At 71.7% G+C, this 24,791-nt stretch carries 27 protein-coding genes; 15 read left to right on the top strand and 12 right to left on the bottom strand.

What is annotated here, in order from left to right:
* Nucleotide 1: 1 nt before the first annotated feature.
* Nucleotides 2–556, top strand: coding sequence for an arginine repressor (locus AB0E24_RS28725; RefSeq protein WP_283883099.1), 555 nt, complete (start codon nt 2–4; stop codon nt 554–556).
* A 126-nt stretch (nt 557–682) separates the two neighbouring features.
* On the opposite strand, the gene AB0E24_RS28720 is transcribed toward AB0E24_RS28725, so the two are convergent.
* From AB0E24_RS28720 to AB0E24_RS28710, 3 genes are all read right to left on the bottom strand, one after another.
* On the bottom strand, nt 683–1,699 hold the full coding sequence (locus AB0E24_RS28720) for a bile acid:sodium symporter family protein (protein ID WP_359381257.1): 1,017 nt from the start codon (nt 1,697–1,699) through the stop codon (nt 683–685).
* Nucleotides 1,700–1,765: 66 nt separating this feature from the next.
* Nucleotides 1,766–2,362: a pyridoxamine 5'-phosphate oxidase family protein gene (locus AB0E24_RS28715; protein WP_069869864.1), complete on the bottom strand. Its 597-nt coding sequence runs from the start codon at nt 2,360–2,362 to the stop codon at nt 1,766–1,768.
* A gap of 75 nt (nt 2,363–2,437) precedes the next feature.
* A complete protein-coding gene (locus AB0E24_RS28710) occupies nt 2,438–3,412 on the bottom strand; it encodes a LysR family transcriptional regulator (protein WP_359381254.1) in 975 nt (324 codons plus the stop codon).
* A gap of 109 nt (nt 3,413–3,521) precedes the next feature.
* Here AB0E24_RS28710 and AB0E24_RS28705 point away from each other — a divergent pair, with 109 nt between their 5' ends.
* Both AB0E24_RS28705 and AB0E24_RS28700 read left to right on the top strand, forming a co-directional pair.
* Complete coding sequence (locus AB0E24_RS28705; protein ID WP_079259607.1) at nt 3,522–3,749, top strand: hypothetical protein; 228 nt, start codon at nt 3,522–3,524, stop codon at nt 3,747–3,749.
* Nucleotides 3,746–4,534 (top strand): alpha/beta fold hydrolase, encoded by a 789-nt coding sequence (locus tag AB0E24_RS28700; RefSeq protein ID WP_359381250.1) that lies wholly within the window; start codon nt 3,746–3,748, stop codon nt 4,532–4,534. Before AB0E24_RS28705 ends, AB0E24_RS28700 begins: the two co-directional genes overlap by 4 nt.
* A 31-nt stretch (nt 4,535–4,565) precedes the next feature.
* Here AB0E24_RS28700 and AB0E24_RS28695 read toward each other — a convergent pair whose 3' ends face one another.
* From AB0E24_RS28695 to AB0E24_RS28675, 5 genes are all read right to left on the bottom strand, one after another.
* Nucleotides 4,566–5,357 (bottom strand): FAD:protein FMN transferase, encoded by a 792-nt coding sequence (locus AB0E24_RS28695; protein ID WP_187286906.1) that lies wholly within the window; start codon nt 5,355–5,357, stop codon nt 4,566–4,568.
* Nucleotides 5,354–5,830, bottom strand: a complete 477-nt coding sequence (locus tag AB0E24_RS28690) for an FMN-binding protein (RefSeq protein ID WP_069869711.1) — start codon at nt 5,828–5,830, stop codon at nt 5,354–5,356. The genes AB0E24_RS28695 and AB0E24_RS28690 overlap by 4 nt, the downstream gene beginning before the upstream one ends.
* Nucleotides 5,831–5,903: 73 nt before the next feature.
* The gene (locus tag AB0E24_RS28685; RefSeq protein ID WP_383122302.1) at nt 5,904–7,232 is read right to left on the bottom strand and encodes a ferredoxin reductase family protein; all 1,329 of its coding nucleotides are present in this window, start codon (nt 7,230–7,232) and stop codon (nt 5,904–5,906) included.
* Between the two features lie 160 nt (nt 7,233–7,392).
* Nucleotides 7,393–8,253 carry an endonuclease/exonuclease/phosphatase family protein gene (locus AB0E24_RS28680; RefSeq protein ID WP_359381245.1) on the bottom strand — a complete coding sequence of 287 codons (861 nt, stop codon included), beginning with the start codon at nt 8,251–8,253 and terminating at the stop codon, nt 7,393–7,395.
* 113 nt (nt 8,254–8,366) lie between these two features.
* Entirely contained in the window at nt 8,367–8,603 is a 237-nt protein-coding gene (locus AB0E24_RS28675; RefSeq protein WP_167504865.1) for a hypothetical protein, read from the bottom strand.
* Nucleotides 8,604–8,780: 177 nt separating this feature from the next.
* Between AB0E24_RS28675 and AB0E24_RS28670 the strand changes: the two genes are divergently transcribed.
* From AB0E24_RS28670 to AB0E24_RS28660, 3 genes are all read left to right on the top strand, one after another.
* Nucleotides 8,781–9,977, top strand: a complete 1,197-nt coding sequence (locus tag AB0E24_RS28670; RefSeq protein ID WP_079259611.1) for an argininosuccinate synthase — start codon at nt 8,781–8,783, stop codon at nt 9,975–9,977.
* Between the two features lie 99 nt (nt 9,978–10,076).
* On the top strand, nt 10,077–11,522 hold the full coding sequence (gene argH / locus AB0E24_RS28665; RefSeq protein WP_359381241.1) for an argininosuccinate lyase: 1,446 nt from the start codon (nt 10,077–10,079) through the stop codon (nt 11,520–11,522).
* Nucleotides 11,523–11,658: 136 nt separating this feature from the next.
* Nucleotides 11,659–12,648 (top strand): aldo/keto reductase, encoded by a 990-nt coding sequence (locus tag AB0E24_RS28660; RefSeq protein ID WP_359381239.1) that lies wholly within the window; start codon nt 11,659–11,661, stop codon nt 12,646–12,648.
* A 122-nt stretch (nt 12,649–12,770) separates the two neighbouring features.
* Here the strand turns inward: AB0E24_RS28660 and AB0E24_RS28655 are convergent, their stop codons facing one another.
* Both AB0E24_RS28655 and AB0E24_RS28650 read right to left on the bottom strand, forming a co-directional pair.
* Nucleotides 12,771–13,577, bottom strand: a complete 807-nt coding sequence (locus AB0E24_RS28655) for an alpha/beta fold hydrolase (protein ID WP_069869867.1) — start codon at nt 13,575–13,577, stop codon at nt 12,771–12,773.
* Between the two features lie 332 nt (nt 13,578–13,909).
* A complete protein-coding gene (locus tag AB0E24_RS28650; RefSeq protein WP_069869868.1) occupies nt 13,910–14,584 on the bottom strand; it encodes a lysophospholipid acyltransferase family protein in 675 nt (224 codons plus the stop codon).
* Nucleotides 14,585–14,845: 261 nt separating this feature from the next.
* On the opposite strand from AB0E24_RS28650, the gene AB0E24_RS28645 reads away from it, so the two are divergent.
* The 3 genes from AB0E24_RS28645 to AB0E24_RS28635 all read left to right on the top strand — a co-directional run bounded on the left by AB0E24_RS28645 (nt 14,846) and on the right by AB0E24_RS28635 (nt 17,285).
* On the top strand, nt 14,846–16,015 hold the full coding sequence (locus AB0E24_RS28645) for a glycerophosphodiester phosphodiesterase (RefSeq protein WP_200764606.1): 1,170 nt from the start codon (nt 14,846–14,848) through the stop codon (nt 16,013–16,015).
* A 121-nt stretch (nt 16,016–16,136) separates the two neighbouring features.
* Nucleotides 16,137–16,658, top strand: a complete 522-nt coding sequence (locus AB0E24_RS28640; protein ID WP_079259614.1) for a sigma-70 family RNA polymerase sigma factor — start codon at nt 16,137–16,139, stop codon at nt 16,656–16,658.
* Nucleotides 16,659–16,781: 123 nt separating this feature from the next.
* Nucleotides 16,782–17,285, top strand: coding sequence for a GNAT family N-acetyltransferase (locus AB0E24_RS28635; protein WP_069869718.1), 504 nt, complete (start codon nt 16,782–16,784; stop codon nt 17,283–17,285).
* A 144-nt stretch (nt 17,286–17,429) separates the two neighbouring features.
* Here the strand turns inward: AB0E24_RS28635 and AB0E24_RS28630 are convergent, their stop codons facing one another.
* Together AB0E24_RS28630 and AB0E24_RS28625 are read right to left on the bottom strand one after the other, a co-directional pair.
* On the bottom strand, nt 17,430–17,885 hold the full coding sequence (locus AB0E24_RS28630; protein WP_069869719.1) for a hypothetical protein: 456 nt from the start codon (nt 17,883–17,885) through the stop codon (nt 17,430–17,432).
* Between the two features lie 16 nt (nt 17,886–17,901).
* On the bottom strand, nt 17,902–18,270 hold the full coding sequence (locus tag AB0E24_RS28625) for a hypothetical protein (protein ID WP_093707085.1): 369 nt from the start codon (nt 18,268–18,270) through the stop codon (nt 17,902–17,904).
* 148 nt (nt 18,271–18,418) lie between these two features.
* Here AB0E24_RS28625 and AB0E24_RS28620 point away from each other — a divergent pair, with 148 nt between their 5' ends.
* The 6 genes from AB0E24_RS28620 (at nt 18,419) to cbiE (ending at nt 24,631) form a co-directional block, all read left to right on the top strand.
* Nucleotides 18,419–19,066 carry an HAD-IA family hydrolase gene (locus AB0E24_RS28620; RefSeq protein ID WP_359381234.1) on the top strand — a complete coding sequence of 216 codons (648 nt, stop codon included), beginning with the start codon at nt 18,419–18,421 and terminating at the stop codon, nt 19,064–19,066.
* A 400-nt stretch (nt 19,067–19,466) separates the two neighbouring features.
* Nucleotides 19,467–20,522: a methionine ABC transporter ATP-binding protein gene (locus AB0E24_RS28615; RefSeq protein ID WP_099015509.1), complete on the top strand. Its 1,056-nt coding sequence runs from the start codon at nt 19,467–19,469 to the stop codon at nt 20,520–20,522.
* The gene (locus AB0E24_RS28610) at nt 20,519–21,307 is read left to right on the top strand and encodes a methionine ABC transporter permease (RefSeq protein ID WP_069869723.1); all 789 of its coding nucleotides are present in this window, start codon (nt 20,519–20,521) and stop codon (nt 21,305–21,307) included. Before AB0E24_RS28615 ends, AB0E24_RS28610 begins: the two co-directional genes overlap by 4 nt.
* Before the next feature lie 104 nt (nt 21,308–21,411).
* Nucleotides 21,412–22,236 carry a MetQ/NlpA family ABC transporter substrate-binding protein gene (locus AB0E24_RS28605; protein WP_093707278.1) on the top strand — a complete coding sequence of 275 codons (825 nt, stop codon included), beginning with the start codon at nt 21,412–21,414 and terminating at the stop codon, nt 22,234–22,236.
* Between the two features lie 195 nt (nt 22,237–22,431).
* Nucleotides 22,432–23,079, top strand: a complete 648-nt coding sequence (locus AB0E24_RS28600; protein ID WP_099015510.1) for a GNAT family N-acetyltransferase — start codon at nt 22,432–22,434, stop codon at nt 23,077–23,079.
* 298 nt (nt 23,080–23,377) lie between these two features.
* Complete coding sequence (cbiE, locus tag AB0E24_RS28595) at nt 23,378–24,631, top strand: precorrin-6y C5,15-methyltransferase (decarboxylating) subunit CbiE (RefSeq protein WP_359381227.1); 1,254 nt, start codon at nt 23,378–23,380, stop codon at nt 24,629–24,631.
* The last annotated feature ends 160 nt before the right edge of the window (nt 24,632–24,791 follow it).

The following is a 24,791-nucleotide window of genomic DNA, read 5'->3' as shown; positions in this document are numbered from 1 at the left end:
GATGACCGAGGCGCAGCACACCTCCGACGCGCAGGACGCCAACCACGGCGGACCGGCCGTGCCGCAGACCCGCACCGCACGCCACCGCCGGATCGTGGACATCCTGAACCGGCAGGCGGTCCGCTCCCAGAGCCAGCTCGCCAAGCTGCTCGCCGACGACGGGCTCACCGTCACCCAGGCGACGCTCTCCCGGGACCTGGACGAACTGGGCGCGGTGAAGATCCGCAACACCGGCGGTGAGCTGATCTACGCGGTGCCGAGCGAGGGCGGCGACCGCACGCCGCGCGCCCCGCTCGGCGAGTCGGCGAGCGAGGCGCGGATGGCCCGGCTGGCGGGTGAGCTGCTGATCTCGGCGGAGGCTTCGGCCAACCTCGTGGTGCTGCGCACTCCGCCGGGCGCCGCCCAGTTCCTCGCCTCGGCCATCGACTCGGCGGAGCTGCACGACATCCTCGGCACCATCGCGGGCGACGACACGCTCCTGTTGATCAGCCGCGAGCCGGAGGGGGGCCAGCCGCTCGCGGACCATCTGCTGCGGCTGGCCCAGAAGGAGCGCTAGGCGCTCCGCTGGATTCGCCGCGCCGTGGTGTCGGTCGTCCGCGGCGCCGTCGTGGCTGGTCGCGCCCCCGCGGCGGAGCCGCGGATCGACACGGCCTCGCGCCCCTTAGGGGCCGACTCGAAGCCTTTACCCGGCGCTCCGGCTCCGGGCTCGGTACGACATCCAGGCCGCCACCAGCGCTCCCGAGACGTTGTGCCAGACGGAGAACACGGCGGCCGGGAGCGCGGCCAGCGGGCTGAAGTGGGCGGCGGCCAGGGAGGCGGCGAGTCCGGAGTTCTGCATGCCGACCTCGAAGGCCATGGCGCGGCTGGCGGGCGCGCCCAGCCGGGCCACCTTTCCGGCCCCGTATCCCAGCGCCAGGCCGAGCCCGTTGTGGAGCACCACGGCGAGCAGCACCAGCGCCGCCGCCGACTTGATGGCGTCCGCGCTGGCGGCCACCACGACCGCGACGATCACGCCGATGGTGACGGCCGACAGCCAGGGCAGCAGCCCCAGCAGCCGGTGGATGAACCGCCCGGCCACCAGCCGGACCACCAGCCCGCCGACCACCGGCAGCAGGACGGTCTTGAGGATGTCGGTGACCATCGACCCCGCGTCCACCGGCAGGAACTCCCCGGCAAGCAGCAGCGTCAGCGGCGGGGTGACCAGCGGCGCGAGCACCGTGGAGACGGTGGCGACCGACACCGAGAGCGCCACATCGCCGCGCGCCAGATACGTCACCACATTCGAGGCCGTGCCGCTCGGCGCACAGCCGACCAGGATCACTCCGGCCGCCAACTGCGGTGAGAGCCCGAGGGCGTTGGCGATCAGCCATCCCAGCCCCGGCATGATCACATAGTGCGCGACCAGCCCGAGCGCCACCGCCCACGGCCGCTTGACCACACTGGAGAAGTCCCGCGGGGTCATGGTGAGCCCCATGCAGAACATGATCACGCCGAGCAGATAGGGCACATTCGGCGCCCAGCCGCTGAAGGTGCCGGGGGTGCCGAGGCCCGCCGCGCCCGCGGCGAGGACCAGGAGGGGGAAGACGGTGACGGCCCGCCGGGCCGCCCGGTCCGCGGAAGCGGCCTCCGGCGACGACGGGGGCGGCTGCCCCGCCGTCGTCGAGGAGTCGGCCGCTGAGCTCTTCGATTCGGATCGCACCGCGCGATGGAACGCTTCCGAAGGCCCTTTCCGCAACACCGTCTCGTTATGTGGTCACTACACCCACTATGTGGAACGGGAACTCAGGGGCGGCAGCGGAAGTGGAAGCCCCGGCAGCCCGTCGATGCTGCTGGCGATGTGCTCCTTCTTGTGGAAGTAGCGGTCCAGCGACTCGTCGTCCTCCCGCCGGAAGCGGGAGGCGTGCAGCGGGCGGTCCTCGCGGTAGTCCAGATACGGGACCGCGTAGCCGCAGGTGTCCCGGATCAGCTCGGCCGCCACCACGATGATCGCCCGTAGCCCGTGGTCGTCGACATCGATGTCCGGGAAGTGGGCCAGCAGCGTGGCGAAGCGCGGATCGTCGCGGAACACCGGCTCGCCCCGGCCGTGCACCCGCACGATGTTCGGCGGGCCGGTGAAGGCGCACCACATCAGGGTGATCCTGCCGTTCTCCCGCAGATGGGCGATGGTCTCCGCGTTGCTCCCCGCGAAGTCCAGGTAGGCCACGGTCAGTTCGTCGATCACGGCGAAGGAGCCGGCCAGCCCCTTCGGGGAGAGATTCACCGTGCCGTCCCCGGCCAGCGGGGCGGTGGCGGTGAAGAACATCTTCTGCTCTTCGATGAAGGTGCGGAGTCTGCCGTCGATGCGTTCGTACACCTTTCCCATGTGCCGCATTATCCCCGCGGGCGGTCGCCGGGGCGATGCCTCCGTGGGTGTACGGCCGCCAAGGCCCGGGGCCTTTCAGGCTCCGTGCGGTGAGTTCGACGAGCCTTGTTCTTCTCGCGGGGGAGCCTCCCAGGTGGCGGTGATGTCGCGGGCGACATCACGCAGGAGGCCGATGAGCATGTCGGCGAGTGGTGTGAGGCTGGCGTCGGCCTTGGTCACGGCGTAGAGCTGGCGGTAGGGCCTGGGGCGGGCCAGTTCGCGATGGGTGGTGCCAGGCGCATGGGTCAGGGCCAGGCGTGAGACCAGGGCCACCGCGATGCCGGTGCCGACGAGGGCCTGGGCGACGTCGTAGGACTCGGTCTCGAACCGCACGGTGGGGGTGAAGCCGGCCTCGCGGGCGGCGTCGTGGAACTGTTCGCGGGCGGCATGGCCGGCCAGGATGGAAACCCACGATTCCGCGCGCAGTTGTTCCAGGTGGAGTTCGGTGTCCGCGGGCTGCCCGGTGGCCAGTGGATGGTCATCGGGCAGAACCACGACCATCGGGTCCAACAGGAGTGAGTGAGCCCGTACGTGTGGGGGCGGCGTGAGCGGTGTGCCCCAGGACGCGACGATGGCCACGTCCAGGCGCCCCGCGCTGATCTCGTCCGCTCCGCGTCCGGACACCACGTCGATGACGGAGACGTCGGCGTCCGGATGGCGGTGTCGCAGAGCCGTCAGGGCCGGTGGCAGCAGGTGCAGGGCAGCCGCCTGGAACGTCCCGATCCGCAGCCGGAGCGAGAGGCGGCCGAGCAGTGCGGCCAGTTCCGCCTCGGCCCTGTCCGATGCCTCCTCCACGGTTCGGCCGTGGGAGGCGAGCAGCGCACCGGTCGCGGTGAGCGTCGCTCCGCGAGGACCGCGGATGACCAGGGGCACCTGCCAGTCGCGCTCGGCCTTGGCCACCTGCTGGGTGACCGCCGCGGGCGTGAGCCGGAGTGCGTGAGCCGCCGCCGTCAGGGAGCCGTGCCGCTCGATCAACGCGAGAAGCCGCAGCTGTGCCGGATCCACCACCATTCACCGATCCTAATGCTGCACCCTTCTCTTTTAACTTCTCTTAGGGGCGCGGGACAGGAAGCCTGGTGGCAGACCCATCGGCCGCGATCCCCGGAAGGGGTTCTTTCCCATGCCCACGCATGTGCCCGTTTTCATCGCCACCACCTTGCTGCTGGCGATGCTGCCAGGCGCGAGTCAAGCCCTGATGATCCGGCAGGTTCTGGAAGGCGGCCAACGTACGCTCCGAGGCACGCTCGCGGGCAATGCCAGCGGCTTCCTGCTGTGGTCCACGGCCGCCGCGGCCGGGCTGTCCGCCGTCCTGCCGGCCAGCCCCACCGCGTACGCGGTGCGCCGATGACGTACGCCATCGCACCGGACGGAACCCGTATCGCCTACCAGCTCCGGGGCCAGGGGGCGCCGCTGGTCCTGCTGGCGGGCCAGGCCAACAACCACCACTGGTGGGACGCGGTTCGCGGCGACTTCCATCCCGCTCGCGCCACCCTCACGCTCGACTACCGCGGCACCGGCGACAGCGACAAGCCCGACACCCCCTACAGCACCGGACTGTTCGCCCAGGACGTCATCGCCGTCCTCGACGAACTCGGCATCGACCGGGCCGATGTCTACGGCACGTCCATGGGCGGACGAGTGGCCCAGCACATCGCGGCCCGCCACCCGCGCCGGGTGAGCGCCCTGGTTCTCGGCTGCACCTCACCCGGCGGTCCGCACGCCGTCGAACGCGGCGACGACGTCCGCCGAGCCCTGACGCGACCTCAGCCCGGAGCCGCGCGACAGGCCCTGCTGGAGCTGATGTACACCCCTCGATGGCTCGCCTCCCACCCCGGCCCGCACCACACCCTCGGCGACCCTCGCATGCCCGCCCACGCCCGGCGCCACCACCTCGCGGCCAGCAGCCGGCACAACGCCTGGGACCTCCTGCCGGACATCGGCGCCCCCACCCTGGTCATCCACGGAAGCGACGACCTGCTCAACCCCACCGCCAACGCACCCCTGCTCGCCGACCGCATCCCCGGCGCCCGACTGCATCTGGTCCCCCATGGCCGGCACGCCTACTTCGAGGAGTGCCGCGCCCAGGCCAGTCCCCTCGTCCTGGACTTCCTCACCACCGCGCACAAGCCGTAGGAACCCGGCCCCGGGACGCCGGACGCCGCGGTCATACGCACAGGCCCGCCGCATAGCGGGCGAAGCCGCTGGTGTGCCAGGTGGAGCCGTCGGCGGTGATGACGAACGCCTCGGCGTCGGGGAGCCGGCCCAGCCAGGGGCGGGCGCGTTCGGCGCCCATGGCGCAGGCCGCGGTGGCCCAGGCGTCCGCGTCGGCCAGCCCGGCGGCGATCACGGTGACCGAGGCCAGGCCCTCCGCCGGGGGACGCCCGGTGTGCGGGTCCAGGATGTGGCAGCCCCGTTCGGCCGGGCCCGAGGTGGCCACGGCCAGTTCGCCGAGCGCCTCCACGACCGCCGCCAGTTCGCCCCGGCGCAGCGGATCGGCGATCCCCACCCGCCAGGGGCCGCCGTGCACCTGGACGTCGCCGCCGCCGTTCACACACACCGACCCGGCGCCCGACGAGACCAGCATCCGGGCGGCGCGCTCCACGGCCCAGCCCTTGACCAGGCCCGTCGGGTCGAGGCGGGCACCGGCGTAGCGTGCGGTGAACCAGCCGCCGCTGCGGTGCTCGGCGTCCTCGCACATCCGCAGTACGTCCCGGACCTCCGGATCGCACTGCGCGAGGGTCAGTTCACCGCGGCCCAGCCGGCTGATCTGGCTGTCCCGGCGGTAGGTGGAGAACAGTTCGTCCACCCGGTGCAGCCCCACCACGGCCCCGTCCAGCGCGGCCTGTACCCGGGGCCGGTCGGCGGCGGCGACCTCGCGGACGTCGAAGGAGAAGACCGTGCCCATGACGTGCTCGACATGGCGCAGCGGCTCGGGTTCGCAGCTCTCGTACGTCATCGGGCACCCGCCTTGTCGAGCGCGCTCTGCAAGGACTTGGCGTAGCCCTCGCTGGTGTAGGTGGCACCGGAGACCGTGTCCACCTTCGCCGCGGTCACCGCCTGCTGGTTGAGCTTCGGAACGGCGTCCTTGGCGATCTGCTCGCTCTGCGGTCCGGAGTTCGGCGTCTTGACCGCCTGCGCGGCGGTGATCTTCCCGCCGCTGACGGTGAGGCTCACCTGGACCGGGCCGTACTGCGTCTGCGCTACGTCCCCGGTGACCGTACGGGCGTCGCCCGCACCCGCCCCGGCCCCCGCGCCGCCCCCGCCCGGCGGTGCCGTGGCCGCGACCGGGGGCGCCTGCCCCGGCTGGTTCTGGGCGACGGTCTGACCGCCCCCCGAACCGGGCTGCTTCAGCGCGAGCAGCAGCACCACACCGGAGACGGTGGCGGCCGTTCCCACGACGATGCGGCGCAACGGATGCTTCCTCTTCATGGCTTCACCTCGGTCACAGCTCGAACAGCCGGGTCACGGCTGGGACGTGTCGGTCCTGGCGGGTACGTCTCGGTCACAGCTCGAAGGATTCGTGGTGGATCCGGCGATCCGGGACGCCCGCCTCGCGCAACGCCCCGTAGGCGTGCTCGGCCAGGCCCGGTGGGCCGCACAGATAGACGTCGTGTTCCTCGATATCGGGGAGCAGATGGCTCAGCCGCTCCGGGGTGATCTCCGGGCGGGCGCCGTCCGGGCCGTTCACCGCGTACAGCAGCCGGGCCCCGCGTTCGGTCGCGATCTGCTTCAGCTCGTCCCACAGCGCCAGGTCCTCGACGCTGCGGGCCCGGTACAGCAGGGTGAGGTCGCCGCCCTTGCCGGGCAGCGTCTCGAACAGCGCCCGGATCGGGGTGATCCCGGCCCCGCCCGCGATCATCAGCACCTTCCCGCGGCTGCGCCGCGCCGCGGTCATCGCCCCGTACGGCCCTTCCGCCCACACCCGCGTCCCCGGCTTCAGCGAGGCCAGCCCGGTGCTGTGGCCGCCCACCGCCTTCACCGTGATCCGCAGCAGCTCCGGCCGGGGCGGCGCGGAGAGCGAATAGGGATGGGAGCCCCAGCGCATGCCCGGGGCCAGGAACCGCCATCGGAAGAACTGCCCGGCCTGTGCGCCGATCCGGTGCAGCCTGCGCCCCTTGATCAGCACCGACACCACCCCGGGCGCCTCCGGGACGACGGCCGCCACCCGCATCCGGTGCCGCAGGTTGAGCCGCAGCGGCACCAGCAGCCGGTACCACACCACCAGCGCGGTGACCGTGCCGTACAGCGCGTACCAGGCGGTCTCCGCGGTCTTGTTCCCGACGAACTCCGCGCCGGTCGCCAGCTGGTGCCAGAAGGTCAGGAAGACCGCCAGATAGGTGAACAGATGCAGGTAGTACCACACCTCGTACGGCATCCGGCGGCGTGCCGCCCCCGCCGAGATCAGCCCGATCACCACCAGCATCGCGGTGCCGACCGTCGCCTTGATCATGTCCGGGTAGTCCATGACCACGGTCACCGACTGGTCGACGAGACCGGTGCCCGCCTGCTCCGCGTAGCCCGCGATGATCAGCCCGACATGCGCCACGATCAGGCACAGCGCGTACCGCCCGCTCATCGCGTGCCACCGGGCCACCCGGTCCGACCCCACCCGCCGCTCCAGCGCCGGGACGCGCGCCATCTGGAGCACGACGAGGGCGAGCACATAGCCGCCGAGCAGCCCGCTGAGCCGCCCGGCGTGGGTGAGCCACTCCGCGGTGCCCTCGACGTTCGGGGTGTTGTGCCACCACAGCGACAGCACCGCCGCCGCACCTGCCAGGCTGAGCAGGATCAACGGCACGGCGGGCGAACGGCGAGGCTGGATGCGGCGCATGGCCTGCCGCCGCCCGGCCCGGCTGTTCAGTAGCGTCGTCACTGCCTGTCCCCTTCCCTTGGGCTCCGGCACAGGGGAATACGGCTGGAAGAGGACGATGACTCAAAGGCCGCCGGGATTCACGGGTTCGGGTTTCGGCCCGCCCTTCGCGGGTGGTACGTCAGCGCCGGTGGCGGCCGGTGGGCAGCAGCAGTTCGCTCACCACCGGCAGATGGTCGGACGCCTCCGGGTCCGCCGTGAACACCTGGGCGGTGAGCGGGCGGACGTCCCGGGAGGGGAGCAGGAAGTCGATACGGGCGTGCGGGTTGACGGAGTCGTAGGTGAAGCCGTCGCCGGTGCCGACCAGCGGCCACACATCGTCGAGCGCCCCGGTCAGGATCCGGATCTCCGGGGTCTCGGCCGTGGCGTTCAGATCACCGACCAGGATGGTGCGTTCGGGGGCGGACCCGAGGAGTTCCACGATCCGGGCGGACTGCCGCTCGCGCTCCTGGCCGTCGTTGTGCTGGAGATGCGTCACCGCGAAGTCGGCGCACGTGCCGCGCACGCCCAGCGTGGCCCGGAGCAGTCCGCGCTGCTCATGGCCGGGGACGAGCGGCAGGTGGGTGTTGCTCCACGACCGGATCGGCCACCGGGAGAGCACCGCGGTGCCGTACTGGCGGCGCGGCCGGCCGGGCTCCTCCGGGTCCAAGTCGAGGTTGGCGCCGAAGGCGTGATGCATGCCCAGCCGCTCGCCCAGCCAGGCGGGCTGGTCGACGAAGCCGCTGCGCTTCCAGTACCGGTCGACCTCCTGCAAGCCGACGGCGTCCACCCGCATGGACTCGATCACCCGGGCGACCCGCTCCAGGTCCAGTACGTCGGCGGGGCTCGCGCCATGGTGGATGTTGAACGTGGCCACGCGCAGGGACCGCGGCCCCGGGGCGGCGGCCGCCACCCCGGACATCCCGGCGGCGGCGGTGGCGCCGAGGCCGACCGCCGCGGCGAGGAATCGGCGCCGGCTGGAGGCAGTGTTCAGCTGATTCATGGCGGTCAGCGTGCGTTCCGGTTCCGAACGCGGTCCCACGCCGCCATGAACGGCCCCGGGCGGGCGGGAGTCGTCTCGTACGGAGGACGCGCGGCCACACCGCGATCTATATGTCACCGATGGTGGAACTTGATCGGATAGGACACCGTCGAGCGCGGTTCGGGCTGCTTCTTGTCGCCCTTCCCGCTCTTGCTGCCCTTACCGTCGTCCTTCTGGAAGTGGACGGGGTACCGGTCCGACTGACGCGGATTCGGCGACTTGCCGTCGCGGGTGTTGCCGTCACCATGGTTGTTGATCCACAGAACTCCGGCCACGATCACGCCGAGCACGATCATCTGCTTCTTCTGCACGGGCCCCGACTCCCCCTCGGTCCGCAACTGCGCTCCCCGCCGCAGCCATGGTCTCTCACCCGGTGGCCGAATGGGGAGAGTGCCAACGCGTGGTGAAGGCGCCCGCCTCGCTTTGACGAATCATGCAGAGCAATGCATACTCATGCAGAGAAGCGTATGGATCGTAAGGAGGCACCCGTGACCGAGCGCGTCGTACTCGCCTACTCCGGCGGACTGGACACGTCCGTCGCCATCGGCTGGATCGCCGAGGAGACGGGTGCCGAGGTCATCGCCGTCGCCGTGGACGTCGGCCAGGGCGGCGAGGACCTGGACGTCATCCGCAAGCGCGCGCTCGCCTGCGGGGCGGTCGAGGCGGAGGTCGCGGACGCCAAGGACGAGTTCGCCGAGGAGTACTGCCTTCCGGCGATCAAGGCCAACGCGCTGTACATGGACCGCTACCCGCTGGTCTCCGCGCTGTCCCGGCCGACCATCGTCAAGCACCTGGTGGCCGCCGCCCGCAAGCACGGCGCCGGGACCGTCGCCCACGGCTGCACCGGCAAGGGGAACGACCAGGTGCGGTTCGAGGCCGGAATCTCCTCCCTCGCACCCGATCTGACCTGCATCGCGCCGGTCCGGGACTACGCCATGACCCGGGACCGGGCGATCGCCTTCTGCGAGGCCAAGGGCCTGCCGATCGCGACCACCAGGAAGTCCCCGTACTCGATCGACCAGAACGTCTTCGGGCGGGCCGTGGAGACCGGCTTCCTGGAGGACATCTGGAACGCGCCGATCGAGGACGTCTACGAGTACACCGCGGACCCGGCCACCCCGCGCGAGGCCGACGAGGTGATCATCACCTTCGACAAGGGCGTCCCGGTCGCGATCGACGGCGAGCCGGTCACCGTGCTCCAGGCCGTCCAGCGGCTCAACGAGCGGGCGGGCGCCCAGGGCGTCGGCCGGATCGACATGGTCGAGGACCGGCTGGTGGGGATCAAGTCGCGGGAGGTCTACGAGGCGCCCGGCGCCATCGCGCTGATCACCGCCCACCAGGAGCTGGAGGCCGTCACCGTCGAGCGCGAGCTGGCCCGCTACAAGCGGCAGGTCGAGCAGCGCTGGGGCGAGCTGGTCTACGACGGTCTGTGGTTCTCGCCGCTCAAGCGCGCCCTGGACGGCTTCATCGCCGAGGCGAACGAGCAGGTGTCCGGTGAGATCCGGATGACCCTGCACGGCGGCCGGGCCGTCGTCACCGGACGGAAGTCCCAGGCGTCGCTCTACGACTTCAACCTGGCGACCTACGACACCGGCGACACCTTCGACCAGTCGCTGTCCAAGGGCTTCATCGAGATCTTCGGGATGTCGAGCAAGATCGCCGCGAAGCGGGATCTGCGGCAGTAGCCTGCCTAGCAGCGTCAAGCCCGCGTACCCGACGTACGCGACGCATCGAAGCCGCCTCCCCGCCCCGCGGCGGGGAGGCGGTCGCACACCCACAGCAGCATGAGGAGCAACAGCGTGAGCAACGGCAACAGCGGTGACGTCCGGCTCTGGGGCGGCCGCTTCGCCGACGGCCCGTCCGAGGCACTGGAGAAGCTCAGCGCCTCCGTGCACTTCGACTGGCGCCTGGCGCCGTACGACATCGCCGGATCCCGCGCCCACGCCCGGGCGCTGCACACGGCGGGGCTGCTCACCGCCGATGAGCTGGAGCGGATGCTGGCGGGCCTGGACCGGCTGGAGGCCGATGTCGCCTCCGGTGACTTCACCGGCACCATCGCCGACGAGGACGTCCACACCGCCCTGGAGCGCGGTCTGCTGGAGCGGCTGGGCCCTGACCTCGGCGGCAAGCTGCGGGCCGGACGGTCCCGCAACGACCAGATCGCCACCCTCTTCCGGATGTATCTGCGCGACCACGCCCGGATCATCGGCGGGCTGATCGCCGACCTCCAGCAGGCCCTGGTGGGGCTCGCCGAGGCGCACCCCGACGTGGCCATGCCCGGCCGTACGCACCTCCAGCACGCCCAGCCGGTGCTCTTCGCGCACCATGTCCTCGCCCATGTCCAGGCGCTGTCGCGGGACGCGGAGCGGCTGCGGCAGTGGGACGAGCGCACCGCCGTCTCGCCGTACGGCTCGGGCGCGCTGGCCGGGTCCTCGCTGGGACTCGACCCGCGGGCGGTCGCGGCCGACCTCGGCTTCGAGCGGGGCTCGTCCGCCAACTCGCTCGACGGCACCGCCTCCCGTGACTTCGTCGCCGAGTTCGCGTTCATCACCGCGATGATCGGCGTCGATCTGTCGCGCGTCGCGGAGGAGATCATCATCTGGAACACGAAGGAGTTCTCCTTCGTGACCCTTCACGACGCCTTCTCCACCGGCTCTTCGATCATGCCGCAGAAGAAGAACCCGGACATCGCGGAGCTCGCGCGCGGCAAGTCCGGCCGGCTGATCGGCAACCTCACCGGGCTGCTGGCCACCCTCAAGGCCCTGCCGCTCGCGTACAACCGGGACCTCCAGGAGGACAAGGAGCCGGTCTTCGACTCCTGCGATCAGCTGGAGGTGCTGCTCCCGGCCTTCACCGGGATGATGGCCACGCTGACCGTCAACCGCGAGCGCATGGAGGAGCTGGCCCCGGCCGGGTTCTCGCTGGCCACCGACATCGCCGAATGGCTGGTGCGGCAGGGGGTGCCGTTCCGGGTGGCGCACGAGGTCGCGGGGGAATGCGTCAAGGAGTGCGAGCGGACGGGCATCGAGCTCGATCAGCTCACCGATGAGCAGTTCGCCAAGATCTCGCCGCATCTGACGCCCGAGGTGCGCGGCGTCCTCAACGTGCCGGGCGCGCTGGCCGCGCGCGGCGGCCGCGGCGGCACCGCCCCGGTGGCGGTGCGGGCCCAGCTCGTGGAGGTCAAGGAGGACCTGGCCGCGCAGTACGAGTGGGCGGGCGCCAAGCGCTGACGGCGAGCGAGCGAAGCCGATAGCGGCGGACCGAAGCCGATAGCCGCAGATCGAAGCTCACGGCCACAGAGCGGAGCTCGGCGACAGACCGAGGCTCACGGCGACAGACCGAAAGGGAGAGGTGGGGACACGGAGCATGGGTGTCGAACGGCTCACGGAGATCGCGACCCCCGGGTCGGGGGCGGCCCGGATCGGCCTCGGCCTGGCCGCGGTCGGCCGCCCCGCCTATATCAACCTCGGCCGGGACCGGGACCTCCCGGCCGAGCGCCCGGTCGGGCTGATGCGGCGGCGCAGCCAAGAGCTGCTGGACGCCGCGTACGCCGCCGGGGTGCGCTATCTGGACGCGGCGCGCTCCTACGGCCGGGCCGAGGAGTTCCTCGCCGGCTGGCTGCGCGACCGCCCGGACGCCGCGCGGGACGTGGTGGTCGGCTCCAAGTGGGGCTATACGTATGTCGCCGACTGGCGTACGGACGCCGAGACGCATGAGGTCAAGGACCATGGCGTCGCGACCTTCGAGCGTCAGCGCGCGCTGACCGACGCACTGCTCGGCGACCGGCTGGACCTCTACCAGATCCACTCGGTGACCCCCGACAGCCCCGCCCTCACCGACCGCGATCTGCATACGCGGCTGGCGGCGCTCGCCGCGGAGGGCGTGACGGTCGGCATCTCCACCAGCGGGCCGCACCAGGCCGACGCGATCCGCGCCGCGCTGGCCGTGGAGGTCGACGGCCGACCGCTGTTCCGTACCGTCCAGTCCACCTACAACCTGCTGGAGCCCTCGGCCGGGGCGGCGCTGGCCGAGGCCCATGCGGCGGGCCTGGCGGTCATCGTGAAGGAAGCCGTGGCCAACGGCCGGCTCACCGAGGCGGCCGAGGAGCTTCCGGAAGCCCTGCGCCAGGTGGCCGAGGAGCTGGGCGCCACCCCGGACGCCGTCGCGCTGGCCGCGGTCCTGCACCGCCCCTGGGTGACCGTTGTCCTCTCCGGCGCCGCCACGACGGCCCAGCTGCGGTCCAACCTGGCCGCCGCGGATCTCCGCCTGGACGAGCCGCGGCTGGCCCGGCTGGAGCGGCTGGCCGAGACCCCGCAGACCTACTGGCACCACCGCTCGGAGCTGCCCTGGGCCTGACGCTTCCTGGCCGGGACCCGCGCGCCCGGCCAAGCGCTCCGCTGGAAGGGCCCGAGACGCCGTCGACGTCTGCGGCGCCGTCGCGCGGCCCGCCGCGGGCGCCAAGCCCCGCCGGACACCCGCTACAGCGCGCCCAGGAACGTACGGACCGCGCGGGCGTACGGCCGGGGCGCGTCGTCGTGTATCCAGTGACCGCATCCGGCGAATTCGCGGAGCCTGGTGTTGGGGCGGCGGGTGGCCATCTCATGGGCGTGGCCCGGCGGCAGCAGCGAGCTGTGCTCGCCGCGCATCAGCAGCGCGGGACAGGACGAGCCCAGCCAGTCGTCCCAGAAGTCACCGCACATGGCCTGCTGGGACGCCATCATGTGGCTGGGCTCGAACAGCAGCCGCCAGCCGCCCGTTTGGGGGTCCGGCTCGGCGCTGTCGAGGAAGTACGAGGCGTCCGCGATGCCCCGGGACTCGATGGCGGCGCGCAGCTTCTCCCGGTCCACGGCCCAGGTCGGCCATCCGGAGACATCGAGCACCGGATGGCTGACCACCGGACGGTCCGTCACCGCGCCGATGTCCTCCACCACGAGCGCGCTCACCAGATCCGGATGGCGGGCGGCCAGGGCGTATCCGCCGACCGCACCGGTGGAGTGGGCGACGACCGGGACCGGGCCCAGCCGCAGCTCCCGCAGCAGCGCGGCGGCGTCGGCCACATACTCGTCCAGGGTGAAGGGGCCACCGCCACCGGTCAGCCCGTGCCCCCGCTGATCGAGGGCGATCACCCGCCGTTCGGGGGCGAGGGCGGCGGCCAGGGGCGCGTACATCCTGCCCCGGCCGAAGTGGCCGTGCAGGGCCAGCACCGGTTCGCCCGGTCCGCCGAAGTCGGTCAGGGCGAACCGGCGCCCGCGCAGTGTCACGAAGTCGGGGGAGGGCACGGTCATCGTGGTCACCCGCCGCACCATAGTGGCCGGGCCCGATGGTGACCAGCGGGTAGCGGAATCGGATCTTCCGCCACGTTGCCGACGCATGGCGTTGGACGAAGCGTCAACTCACCGCAAGGCGAGGTGGGGGCTATATCCGAACATATGGCACCCAGCCGCTCGTTCATGCGACATAGTCCCGGCGGTTCGCCGGAACGAAATCGCCGCGGAACGAGCACAACACGACAAGGGCCCGCAGCGCCCCGACACGGAACTGTCGCGCCCCGACACGGAACCGCGGCGGTCCGGACACCGGACCGCCGCGGTTCGCCCGGATCATCAGGCGTCAGCCGTCACGCGGCCGACTTCGCCTTCGTGGCGTAGATGTCCACGTACTCCTGCCCCGACAGCCGCATGACCTCGCTCATCACCTCGTCGGTGACGGCCCGCAGCACATAGCGGTCGCGGTCCATGCCCTCGTAGCGGGTGAACTCCAGCGGTTCGCCGAAGCGGACCCCCACCCGGCCCGGCCGCGGCAGCCCCTTGCCGCCCGGCTGGATCCGGTCGGTCCCGATCATCGCGAACGGCACCACGGGCGCGCCGGTCATCAGCGCGAGCCGGGCGATACCGGTGCGGCCGCGGTAGAGACGGCCGTCGGGGGAGCGGGTGCCCTCGGGGTAGATGCCGAAGACCTTGCCCTCCTCCAGCACCCGGCGGCCCGTCATCAGCGCCGCGACGCCGCCGCGTCCGCCGTCCCGGTCCACCGGGATCATGCCGACACCGGTGAAGAACCAGGCCATCAGCCGGCCCTTGAAGCCCTTGCCCGTGACGTACTCGTCCTTGCCGATGAAGAAGACCTGACGGTCACAGACCAGCGGCAGGATCATCGAGTCGATGAAGGTGAGGTGGTTCCCGGCGAGGATCACCGGACCCGAGCCCGGGATGCCCTCGGCCCCCTCGACCCGTGGGCGGAACATCAGGCGCATCAGCGGACCGAGTGTTGCCTTCAGAAACGCGAATCGGGACACGGGCCCTCCGGTCGGGGTCAAGGTCTGGGACGCACCGTCGTACGGTCCGTCAACCTCGTACCGCACCGGAGCGCCGATGAGGACGATACTCGCCGGTCGCACCCCGGCGCACACCAGGTTCACCCACCTGATACGCAGTGTTGACCCGCGTTCCCCACGCGTTTCGCCCGACGTCTCCCGTAGGAAAGCCGGTCCCGCCTACCATCAGCCAGTCTTCTGACCGGAATTGACAGGTGTCGAACACCACATCAAGGAGTGCTGATGGAGCGGGAGCAACAGCCCGGACGGCGCACCCTGCTGGGGGCCGCGGCCCTCGGTGCGGGAGCGATGGCGCTGAGCGGCGCGGGCACGGCGACGGCCGCGGGCACGCAGACGGCGCCGGGTGCGGCGACCGCCGCGGGGGCGTCCGGCCGGGGCCATGAGCTGCCGGTTCCCACCGTCATCGGCCACCGCGGCGCCAGCGGTTACCGGCCCGAGCACACATTCGGCTCGTACCAGCTCGCCCTGGACATGGGCGCGGACATCATCGAGCAGGACCTGGTCCCCACCAAGGACGGCCATCTGGTCTGCCGCCACGAGAACGACATCACGGCCACCACGGACGTCTCCGCGCACCCGGAGTTCGCCGACCGCAAGACCACCAAGACGGTCGACGGCACCAAGCTGACCGGCTGGTTCACCGAGGACTTCACACTCGCCGAGCTGAAGACGCTGCGCGCCAAGGAGCGCATCCCGGGCAACCGCCAGCGCAACACCCTCTACGACGGCCGCTGGGAGGTGCCCACCTTCGAAGAGGTGCTCCAGTGGGCCGACCGCGAGGGCCGCAGGCGGGGCCGCCGCGTCTGGCTGTACGTGGAGACCAAGCACCCCACCTACTTCCGCAAGCTGGGCCTCGGCCTCGAGGAGCCGCTGGCCAAGCTGCTGCGCCGGTACGGCCGCCACAAGAAGGACGCGGCGCTGTTCCTCCAGTCCTTCGAGCCGAGCAGCATCCAGCGGCTGCGCAAGCTGGTCGACACCCCGGGGGTCGTGCTGCTGTCCACCGTCGACAGCCGGCCCTGGGACTTCGTCGAGGCGAACGACCCGCGCACGGTCGGGGACCTGGTCAAGCCCGAGGGGCTCAAGTGGATCGCGAGCTATGCCCAGGGCATCGGCCCCGATCTGTCGGTCATCATCCCGCGCACGGCGGACGGCAAGCTGGGCACGCCGACCAGTGTGGTGAAGGACGCGCACGCGGCGGGGCTGATCCTGCACCCGTACACCATGCGCAACGAGAACACCTTCCTCCCGGCCGACTTCCGGCGCGGCACCGACCCCAATGCCTACGGTGACGCTTTCGGAGCGTTCAAGGCATACTTCGCGACCGGAATCGACGGAATCTTTTCCGACAACGCGGACACCGCGCTGCTCGCGGCGGCGGACTTCCGCAAGTGATCCGCGCGTAGGCGAGGGACGGAGGGGCCACGCGTCAAGGCGCGGCCCCTCCGTTGCCCCGGTCGGGTGAGACCTCGGTCACCGGGCAACCGCCCCACGACCGGGGCACGTCCCGCCCGGCATGGACTTTGTGAAGCAGCTCGGCCCGCTGCTGGCCGCCGAGGCGGCGGCCGAGGCACACGGCGTCGGCGTGGAGCCCGCCGAACTCGAACAGGCCGTCTGGTTACGGCTGCTGGAACGCACCCGTGACACCGGACCGCCGCCCCACCCCGCCCGCTGGCTGCGCTGGGCCGTACGGGCCGAGGTGCGCGGGGCAAGGCGCCGGGCGCGCCGCGAGGTGCCGTACGACCCGGTGGCCGGCGGCCCGCCCAGCGGGCCCGAGCCCCGTCCGGCCGAACACGCCGTACTGGCCGCGGAGACCCGCCGGACGCTGCGCGCGGCGGTGCGCCGGCTGCCCGGTCGCTGCCCCGCGCTGCTCACGGCGATGCTCTCCCGCTCCGACCCGACGTACCGCGAGATCGCCGGTCAGTTGGGAATGTCACAGGGGAGTCTGGGCCCGGTACGTTCCCGATGTCTGGGTTGCCTGCGCAGAATGCTCACGGCGGAGGTTGCGGCTCCTGAACCGTGGGGAAAGGAGCGATAGACAACCGGCGCCTCGGAGGCGGACGCCGACCACGCGGCGCCTCCACCCAGGCCATGAACCCCCGGTCGCACTCCTACCCTCACCGCGACCGGTGGACTGACGACAAAGGGGAGGCATGCGCACATGGGCATGAGCGTGACCATCTCCGCGGCGACCGCGGACGACGCCGAGCAGATCCTGAAGTTGCAGTATCTGTGCTACCAGGGCGAGGCGGAGCTCTACGGCGACTATTCGATCGAACCGCTGACGCAGTCGCTCGACGACCTGCGCGCCGAACTGAGCGAGGGCTGCGTGCTCGTCGCCCGGCTCGGCGAGGAGGTCGTCGGCTCGGTCCGCGGGATCGTCGACGAGAAGGGGACCGCCGCCATCGGCAAGCTGATCGTCCATCCCCGGATGCAGCGCCATGGCCTGGGCGGACGGCTGCTCGCCGCGATCGAGGGGCGGCTGACCGAGGACCGGGCCGCCAAGCGGTACCGCCTGTTCACCGGCCACCGCAGCGAGGGCAATCTGCGGCTGTACCGCCGCTACGGCTACGCCCAGGTGGGCACCGAGGAGGTCAACCGCCGGCTGAGCCTGGTGACGCTGGAGAAGGACGCCTCCGTCACCGCGTACGCCGCCAGCGCCTGACGGGCCCGGGGGCCCGGGCCCGCCGGGGCGTCTGACACGCACCCGGGCCCGGGCCCGCCGTCGGTCAGAGCCTGTGTCATATCCCCGGTCGGATCAGCGTGCGTGCCAGGCGTCGCACGCCCGGCCGGGGACATGACACAGCTCTCAGCCCCGGCGGGCCTTGCGGAGCCACATCAGGCCGGTGACCGGCAGGAAGATCGGGATGAACAGATAGCCCATCCCGTAGTCGGACCACACCGTCTGGTCGGGGAAGGCCGAGGGGTCGGCCAGGGTCCAGGTGCCCACGGTCAGCACTCCCACCAGCTCCGCCGCACAGCAGACGAACGCCGCCTTGCGCGCGCCCTCGCCGCCGCGCACCAGCGAGACCGTGATGAACGCGTACACCGCGGCGGAGACCGCCGAGAGGATGTACGCGAGCGGGGCCTCCTGGTACTGGGCGATCAGCTGGTAGATCGAGCGGGACGCGGCGGCCACGGTGAAGACCCCGTAGACCATCACCAGCAGCCGCCCGGGGCCCTGGCCGAGCCCGGTGCGCGCGGCGGACTCCGGCTTCCCGGCCGCGGCCGATCCCGGCTTCCCGGCCGCCGGGTCCCCGGCCACCGACGCCTCCTGTGATTCAGCCACCGACGCCTCCCCAGATGTCGTACAGCCGCACTTCGAGCACGGCCAGCACCACGGCCGCCGCGGAGACCGTCGCCGACCCCCAGCGGGTCCGCTCCGCGAGCGACATGAACCCCGCTATCGGCACCGCGAGCGCCGAGCCGATGAGATACGCCACGAAGATGGCCACACCCTGCTCGGGGTCGGCACCGCCCGCCAGCCGCACCACCCCTATGACCAGCTGCACGACCGCCAGCAGGGCCACCAGGGCCATGCCGATGAAGTGCCAGTCCTTGGTCGGCTGGTCCCGGTAGGCGGCGAAGCCGCACCATGCGGCGAGGAGCAGCGCGGTCGCACCGAGCGCGACCGTCAGCGCGTCGATCAACACGACCTCCGCGCGGTGCGGCGGCGCACCCGACGGCGGCGCACACAGGGAGTGACAAGCATGGAACGAGGGTAATCGGCCCCGCCGACAGCGCCTCGCTCGGCCCCGCGCCCACGGGCGTCCGCCGCCCCCACGTACGCTGCGGCTCATGAAGATCTCCGCTGACGCGCTGTTGTTCGACAACGACGGAACCCTCGTCTCGTCCCTGGACTCGGTCCGGCGCTGCTGGACCCGCTGGGCCGGGGAGTTCGGGATCGCGCCGGAGGACTTCGCACGGGTCGAGCTGCACGGCCGCCCGGCCGACGACATCATCGCCGATCTGCTGCCCGCCGACCGCGCCCCGCGGGCCCGGGCGCGCATCGACGAGCTGGAGCTGGAGGACGTACCGGGCGGGGTGAAGCTGCTCCCGGGCACCGCCGAGCTGCTGGCGGCGCTGCCCGCCGCGCGCTGGGCCGTGGTCACCTCCGCCAACGGCCCGCTGGCCGAGGCCCGCCTCGCCGAGGTCGGGATACGCCCCGGGACGCTGATCAGCGCCGATGACATCACCCGCGGCAAGCCCGACCCCGAGCCGTTCCTGCTGGCCGCCGAGCGGCTCGGAGTCGACCCGGCGCGCTGTGTGGTCTTCGAGGACGCCCCGGCCGGGCTCGCGTCGGGCCGCGCGGCCGGGATGCGGACCGTGGCATTGGCCACAACGACGAGCCGCGAGGAGCTGGTCGCCGACATCGTGGTCGAGGACCTCTCGGCCGTGTCCGTACAGGTCTCCGACGGGGGAGTGGAGATCACCTGCCGGGTCTGAACCGGTTGCCGTACACCTCGCCACTGTCCACGGACCGGTCAAGGGCGTCCGCTATACGGACGCTCTTGATGGGCCCGCACTGGTGTCTGCTTTACTTGCGCCCATGACCACGACGAGCTGCCGCATCCTTGCGACCGAGGCGATTCCCGCGCCCGGTGCTCGTTGTCGGTGTCGAATGTGTGACTGCTGAGGGCCCCCGCACGAGCCTCGCGCCCCGAAGCGAGACCCGCTGAGGCGGATCCGTGCGCCAGCGCGCCGGACCGCGCCGCCCCGCGTCACCGGAACCCGAAACGCGCCCACACACCGCGCATGCCCTCGGGTCCGCCCTGCCGCGTTCCGCAATGAACGAGCCGTGCCCGGCGGCACAACCCGCCGTGCACTCAACAGTGACGGAAACCCTGTGATCACCACCACGGACCTGACCAAGGTCTACCGCTCACGAGGCCGCGAGGTCACCGCCCTCGACGGCGTCGATCTGCATGTCCGCGAGGGTGAGGTGTACGGCGTCGTCGGCCAGAGCGGCGCCGGGAAGTCCACCCTCATCCGCTGCGTCAACCTCCTGGAGCGCCCCACCTCCGGCACGGTCACCGTGGCCGGCCAGGACCTCACCGCGCTCGCCGGGCGTGGGCAGGGGGCCGGCTCCGCGCTGCGCCGGGCCCGCAGCCGCATCGGCATGGTGTTCCAGCACTTCAACCTGCTCTCCTCGCGCACCGTACGGGACAACGTCGAACTGCCCCTGGAGATCCTCGGTGTCTCCGGCAAGGAGCGCACCCGCAAGGCCCTGGAGCTGCTGGAGCTGGTGGGCCTCGGCGACAAGGCGAAGGCGTACCCCGCGCAACTCTCCGGCGGCCAGAAGCAGCGCGTCGGCATCGCCCGCGCGCTCGCCGGCGACCCCAAGGTGCTGCTCTCGGACGAGGCGACCTCCGCGCTGGACCCCGAGACCACCCGCTCGATCCTCCAGCTGCTGCGCGACCTCAATGAGCAACTGGGCCTGACCGTGCTGCTCATCACGCACGAGATGGACGTCGTCAAGAGGATCTGCGACTCGGCCGCGCTGATGCGCGACGGGCGGATCGTGGAGTCCGGCAAGGTCACCGAGCTGCTGGCCACCCCCGGCTCCGAACTGGCTCAGGAGCTCTTCCCGGTCGGCGGGGTGCCCTCGGGCGAGGACCGCACGGTCGTGGACGTCACCTTCCAGGGCGAGGCGGCCACCAAGCCGGTCATCTCCCAGCTGTCCCGTACGTACAACATCGACATCTCGATCCTGGGCGCCGCGATGGACACCGTCGGCGGCCACCAGGTCGGCCGGATGCGGATCGAACTGCCCGGCCGGTTCGAGGAGAACGTCGTCCCGATCGGCTTCCTGCGGGAGCAGGGCCTCCAGGTCGATGTGGCGGCCATCGCCGACGGCCCGCGCGCGAACCCGACCCCGCTGCTCAAGGAGGGCGCCAAGTGACCTGGTCCGAGATGGAGCCCCTGCTGGAGCAGGCATGTTGGGACACCCTCTACATGGTCGGCTGGTCGGCGCTGATCGCCGTCGTCGGCGGACTGCCGCTCGGTGTGCTGCTGGTCCTCACCGACCGCGGCGGAGTGCTCCAGAACGTCGTGGTGAACAAGGTCCTCGGGCAGATCGTCAACATCGCCCGCTCCATGCCGTTCATCATCCTGATGGTGGCCCTGATCTCCTTCACCCGCGCCATCGTGGGCACCACCATCGGCCCCGAGGCCGCGATCGTGCCCCTGGCCATCGGCGCCATCCCCTTCTACGCCCGGCTCGTGGAGACCTCGGTGCGCGAGGTGGACGGCGGGCTGGTGGAGGCCGTGCAGTCGATGGGCGGCTCCACCTGGACCGTCGTCCGCAAGGTGCTGCTGCCCGAGTCGCTGCCCGCGCTGATCTCCAGCGCGACCACCACGGTCGTCGCGCTCATCGGCTACTCCGCGATGGCCGGCACGGTCGGCGCCGGTGGCCTGGGTGACCTGGCGGTCCGCTACGGCTATATGCGGTTCGAGACCGAGCTGATGTGGATCACCGTCGCGATCCTCGCGCTGGTCATCTCCGTCATCCAGTTCGCGGGCGACCTCGCCGCCCGCGGCCTGTCGCACCGCGGCCGCTCCTCGGTCGCCCCGCGGCTGAGGCTGCTGCGCGGCGGCGCGCCCCGGGCCGGGAAGCCCGCTCCGGCCCCGGAGCCGCGGACCGCGCCCGCCGAACTCGAGTCCGCGGAGCCGACCAAGGTGCTCTGAGCCCCCGACCCCTGCCCCCCGAACCACCACCCCGTACCGCCCCGTCCGACATCCGCGTCCGCACCCGCGGCGGATTCGTGCGCCCTTGAAGAAAGGCACTTTTCGTGCGTAACACCACCAAGACCGTCACCGCCGTCCTCGCCGCCGGCGCCCTCGCCCTCGGTGTCGCCGCCTGCGGCTCCTCGGATTCGTCGGACGACAAGAACGGCCCGCTGATCGTCGCCGCGAGCCCCGTCCCGCACGCGGAGATACTCAACTACGTCAAGGACCACCTGGCCAAGAAGGCCGGCCTCGAGCTGGAGGTCAAGGAGTTCACCGACTACAACACGCCGAACCTCTCCACCCAGGACGGCTCGGTCGGTGCCAACTACTTCCAGAACCAGCCGTTCCTCGACGACTTCAACAAGAAGAAGGGCACCGACATCGTGCCCGTCGTCACCGTGCACCTCGAGCCGCTCGGCCTCTACTCGCACAAGGTGAAGAAGGCCGGTGACCTCGAGAAGGGCGCCACCGTGGCCGTCCCCAGCGATACGGTCAACGAGGCCCGCGCGCTGAAGCTGCTGGACGCCAATGGGCTCATCGAGCTCAAGAGCGGTGTCGGCAACGAGGCGACCCCCAAGGACATCGTCACCAACCCCAAGGGCCTGAAGTTCAAGGAGTTGGAGGCCGCCCAGCTGCCGCGGTCGCTCGACGACGTGGACGCCGCGGTCATCAACGGCAACTACGCCATCGAGGCGGACCTCAAGCCCGCCAAGGACGCCATCCTCCTCGAATCGCCCAAGAACAATCCGTACGCCAACTTCCTGGCCGTGAAGAAGGGCAACGAGGACGACCCGCGCGTGAAGAAGCTGGCCAAGCTCCTCACCTCCCCCCAGGTGAAGAAGTTCATCGAGGACCAGTACCAGGGTTCCGTACTGCCGTCCTTCTGACCCGCGGCACCCCGCCACCACCGCAACGATCACGCCAACGTCGCGGCCCGCGGGCGGATCCCCGGGGCCCCGTATCCGGACCACAACCGGATGCGGGGCCTTCCGATTCACCCCCCGTGCTGCATTTCACCTGCGTGATGCTGCATGCTGGGCCTTTCCACGGCCCTGAAACGACCCCCGGTTACGGAGCGGCGCATGACATCCACCTTCCCGGACATCTCCATCAGTACGGAACGGCTGGTGCTGCGCCCGTTCGAGGAAGCGGACATACCCGCGCTCGCCGACATGATGAACGACGAGAACGTCATCGCCTGGGTCCGGGCGCCCTATCCGTACAGCCTCGGCGACGCCCGCGACCAGGCGCTGCGGCTCGCCCCGGCGGAACGGACCACCGGACGGGGAATCGTCTTCGCGGTCGCCGAATTCCTCACCCAGCGGCTGGTCGGATTCGTGCATCTGAGCAATACCGACTGGCGGCTGCTGGCCACCGAGGCCAGCTATATCGTCGCCCACTGGGCGCGCGGTGAGGGCTATGCCTCCGAGGCGGTGCTGGCCGTGGCCCGCTGGCTGTTCCAGGACCAGAAGTTCGAGCGCCTGGAGTTGCGCACCGCCGCCGGAAACACCGCCGCCCAGCAGGTCGCCCAGAAGGTCGGCTGCATCAGCGAGGGCGTATTGCGCAACTCCTGGATAGCCCGCAGCCAGACGGAGGACGGCGGCTGGACCGATATGCGCACCGACCTCATCGTCTGGAGCCTGCTCCCCGAGGACCTCGACGGCGCCCCCGACCGGATCTCCGGACCCGAGGGGTTCGGCGTCTACCCCAGCTACTCCGACTGGGGCTGACGCCCCACCGCGCCCCGGCCGGGGCGGAGATCCGGCGCCCTCGCGCCGTCCACGCCCTCGGCGCACCACCCCCGCGCCCGCCCCCACTCCGGCGGTCCGGACCAGCCGGGGTACTCTCTGTCCGCGCCGGGCACCCGCACCTCGGCCGCAGCCGAGACCACGCCCCGGGTATGCGTGGCGCACCGGCCGCGACCCGTCCGTGAACCTCATGGGCACCCCACCGCGACGCATCCGCACCCACCGCGACGCACCCGACCCACCACACATAACCCACCACACATACGGGAGAACAAGGACGATGGCCGACCGCGTCACGGTGATCGGTTGGGACGGCACCCCGCTCACGGACGCGGCCCGCTCCGCCCTCGGCGCGGCCACCCTCGTGGCCGGCGCCGCCCACCACCTGGCGCTGCCCGAAGTCCCGCCCGGCGCCGAGCGGATCCGGCTCGGCAGCGTGGACCTCGCGGCCCGCAGGATCGCCCAGCACCGTGGCTCCGCCGTGGTCCTGGCCGACGGCGACCCCGGCTTCTTCGGCGTCGTCCGCGCCCTGCGCGCCCCCGAGCACGGGCTCGAGGTCGAGGTCGTCCCCGCCGTCTCCTCCGTCGCCGCGGCCTTCGCACGGGCCGGGATGCCCTGGGACGACGCCCAGGTCGTCGTGGCCCACAGCCGCGATCTGCGCCGCGCGGTCAACGTCTGCCGCGCCCACACCAAGGTCGCCGTCCTCACCTCGCCCGGCGCCGGGCCCGCCGAACTCGCCCTGCTTCTCGGCCCGGTGCACCGCACCTTCGTCATCTGCGAGGCCCTGGGCACGGAACGCGAGCAGGTCACCGTCCTGACCTCCGACAAGGCCGCCGACCACGCCTGGCGCGACCCCAACGTGGTCATCGTCATCGGCGGCTCCGCCGTCGCCCCCGTCCGCGGCGGCGCACCGGCCGGTGCCGGCCGCGGCGCGCTCCAGGGCGGCGGCTGGATCGCCGGACGCGACCCCGGCTACCCGGGCGCCGTCCGCGGCTGGGCGCTGCCCGGCCCCGCGTACGGGACCGTGCTGGGCGAGAGCGAGTCCACGCAGCTGCGCGCCGTCCAACTCGCCCGCATCGGCCCCCGCCTGGGCGACCTGGTCTGGGACATCGGATCGGGCAGCGGCGCGGCGGCCGTCGAGACCGCCGGGTTCGGCGCCGCCGTCATCGCCGTCGACCGCGACCCGGACGCCTGCGAGCGCACCGCCACCCTGGCCCGCCGCTTCGCCGTGCAGATCCAGGTCGTCCAGGGCGTCGCCCCCGAGGTGCTGGAGGACCTGCCGGAGCCGGATGTGGTGCGGATCGGCGGTGGGGGCGCGCCCGTCGTCGCCGCGTGCGCCGCCCGGCGCCCCGAGCGCATCGTCACCCACGCCGCGACCCGGGACGAGGCGGAGGCCATCGGCGCGGCGCTGGAGGACGGCGGTTACGCCGTCGAATGCGTGCTGTCACAGTCCGTCGAGTTGGACACGCGGGGCTGGACCGAACGGGAGCGCGCGGTCGCCTTCATGCTCTGCGGCCACCGCCCGCACCAGTGATTTTGTCCCTGTGACGTTCGCCCCGAGCTTCGCCCCGATGACCTGCCCCGGGCAGTGCGCGAGGTAGGCTGGCGGATCGTTGTACTGCCTTTACCGCTGCCCGGCGTTCGGTGCTTTATTGGCCAAAGGCCGGAATGTGCCCCTCCCTTGGTGGGGCCGC

The organism is Streptomyces malaysiensis subsp. malaysiensis (assembly GCF_040653035.1).
In the GTDB taxonomy this organism is placed as follows: Bacteria; Actinomycetota; Actinomycetes; order Streptomycetales; family Streptomycetaceae; genus Streptomyces; species Streptomyces malaysiensis.
The sequence above is the reverse complement of the archived record's forward strand: the minus strand, read 5'-3'. Positions and strand labels throughout refer to the sequence as shown.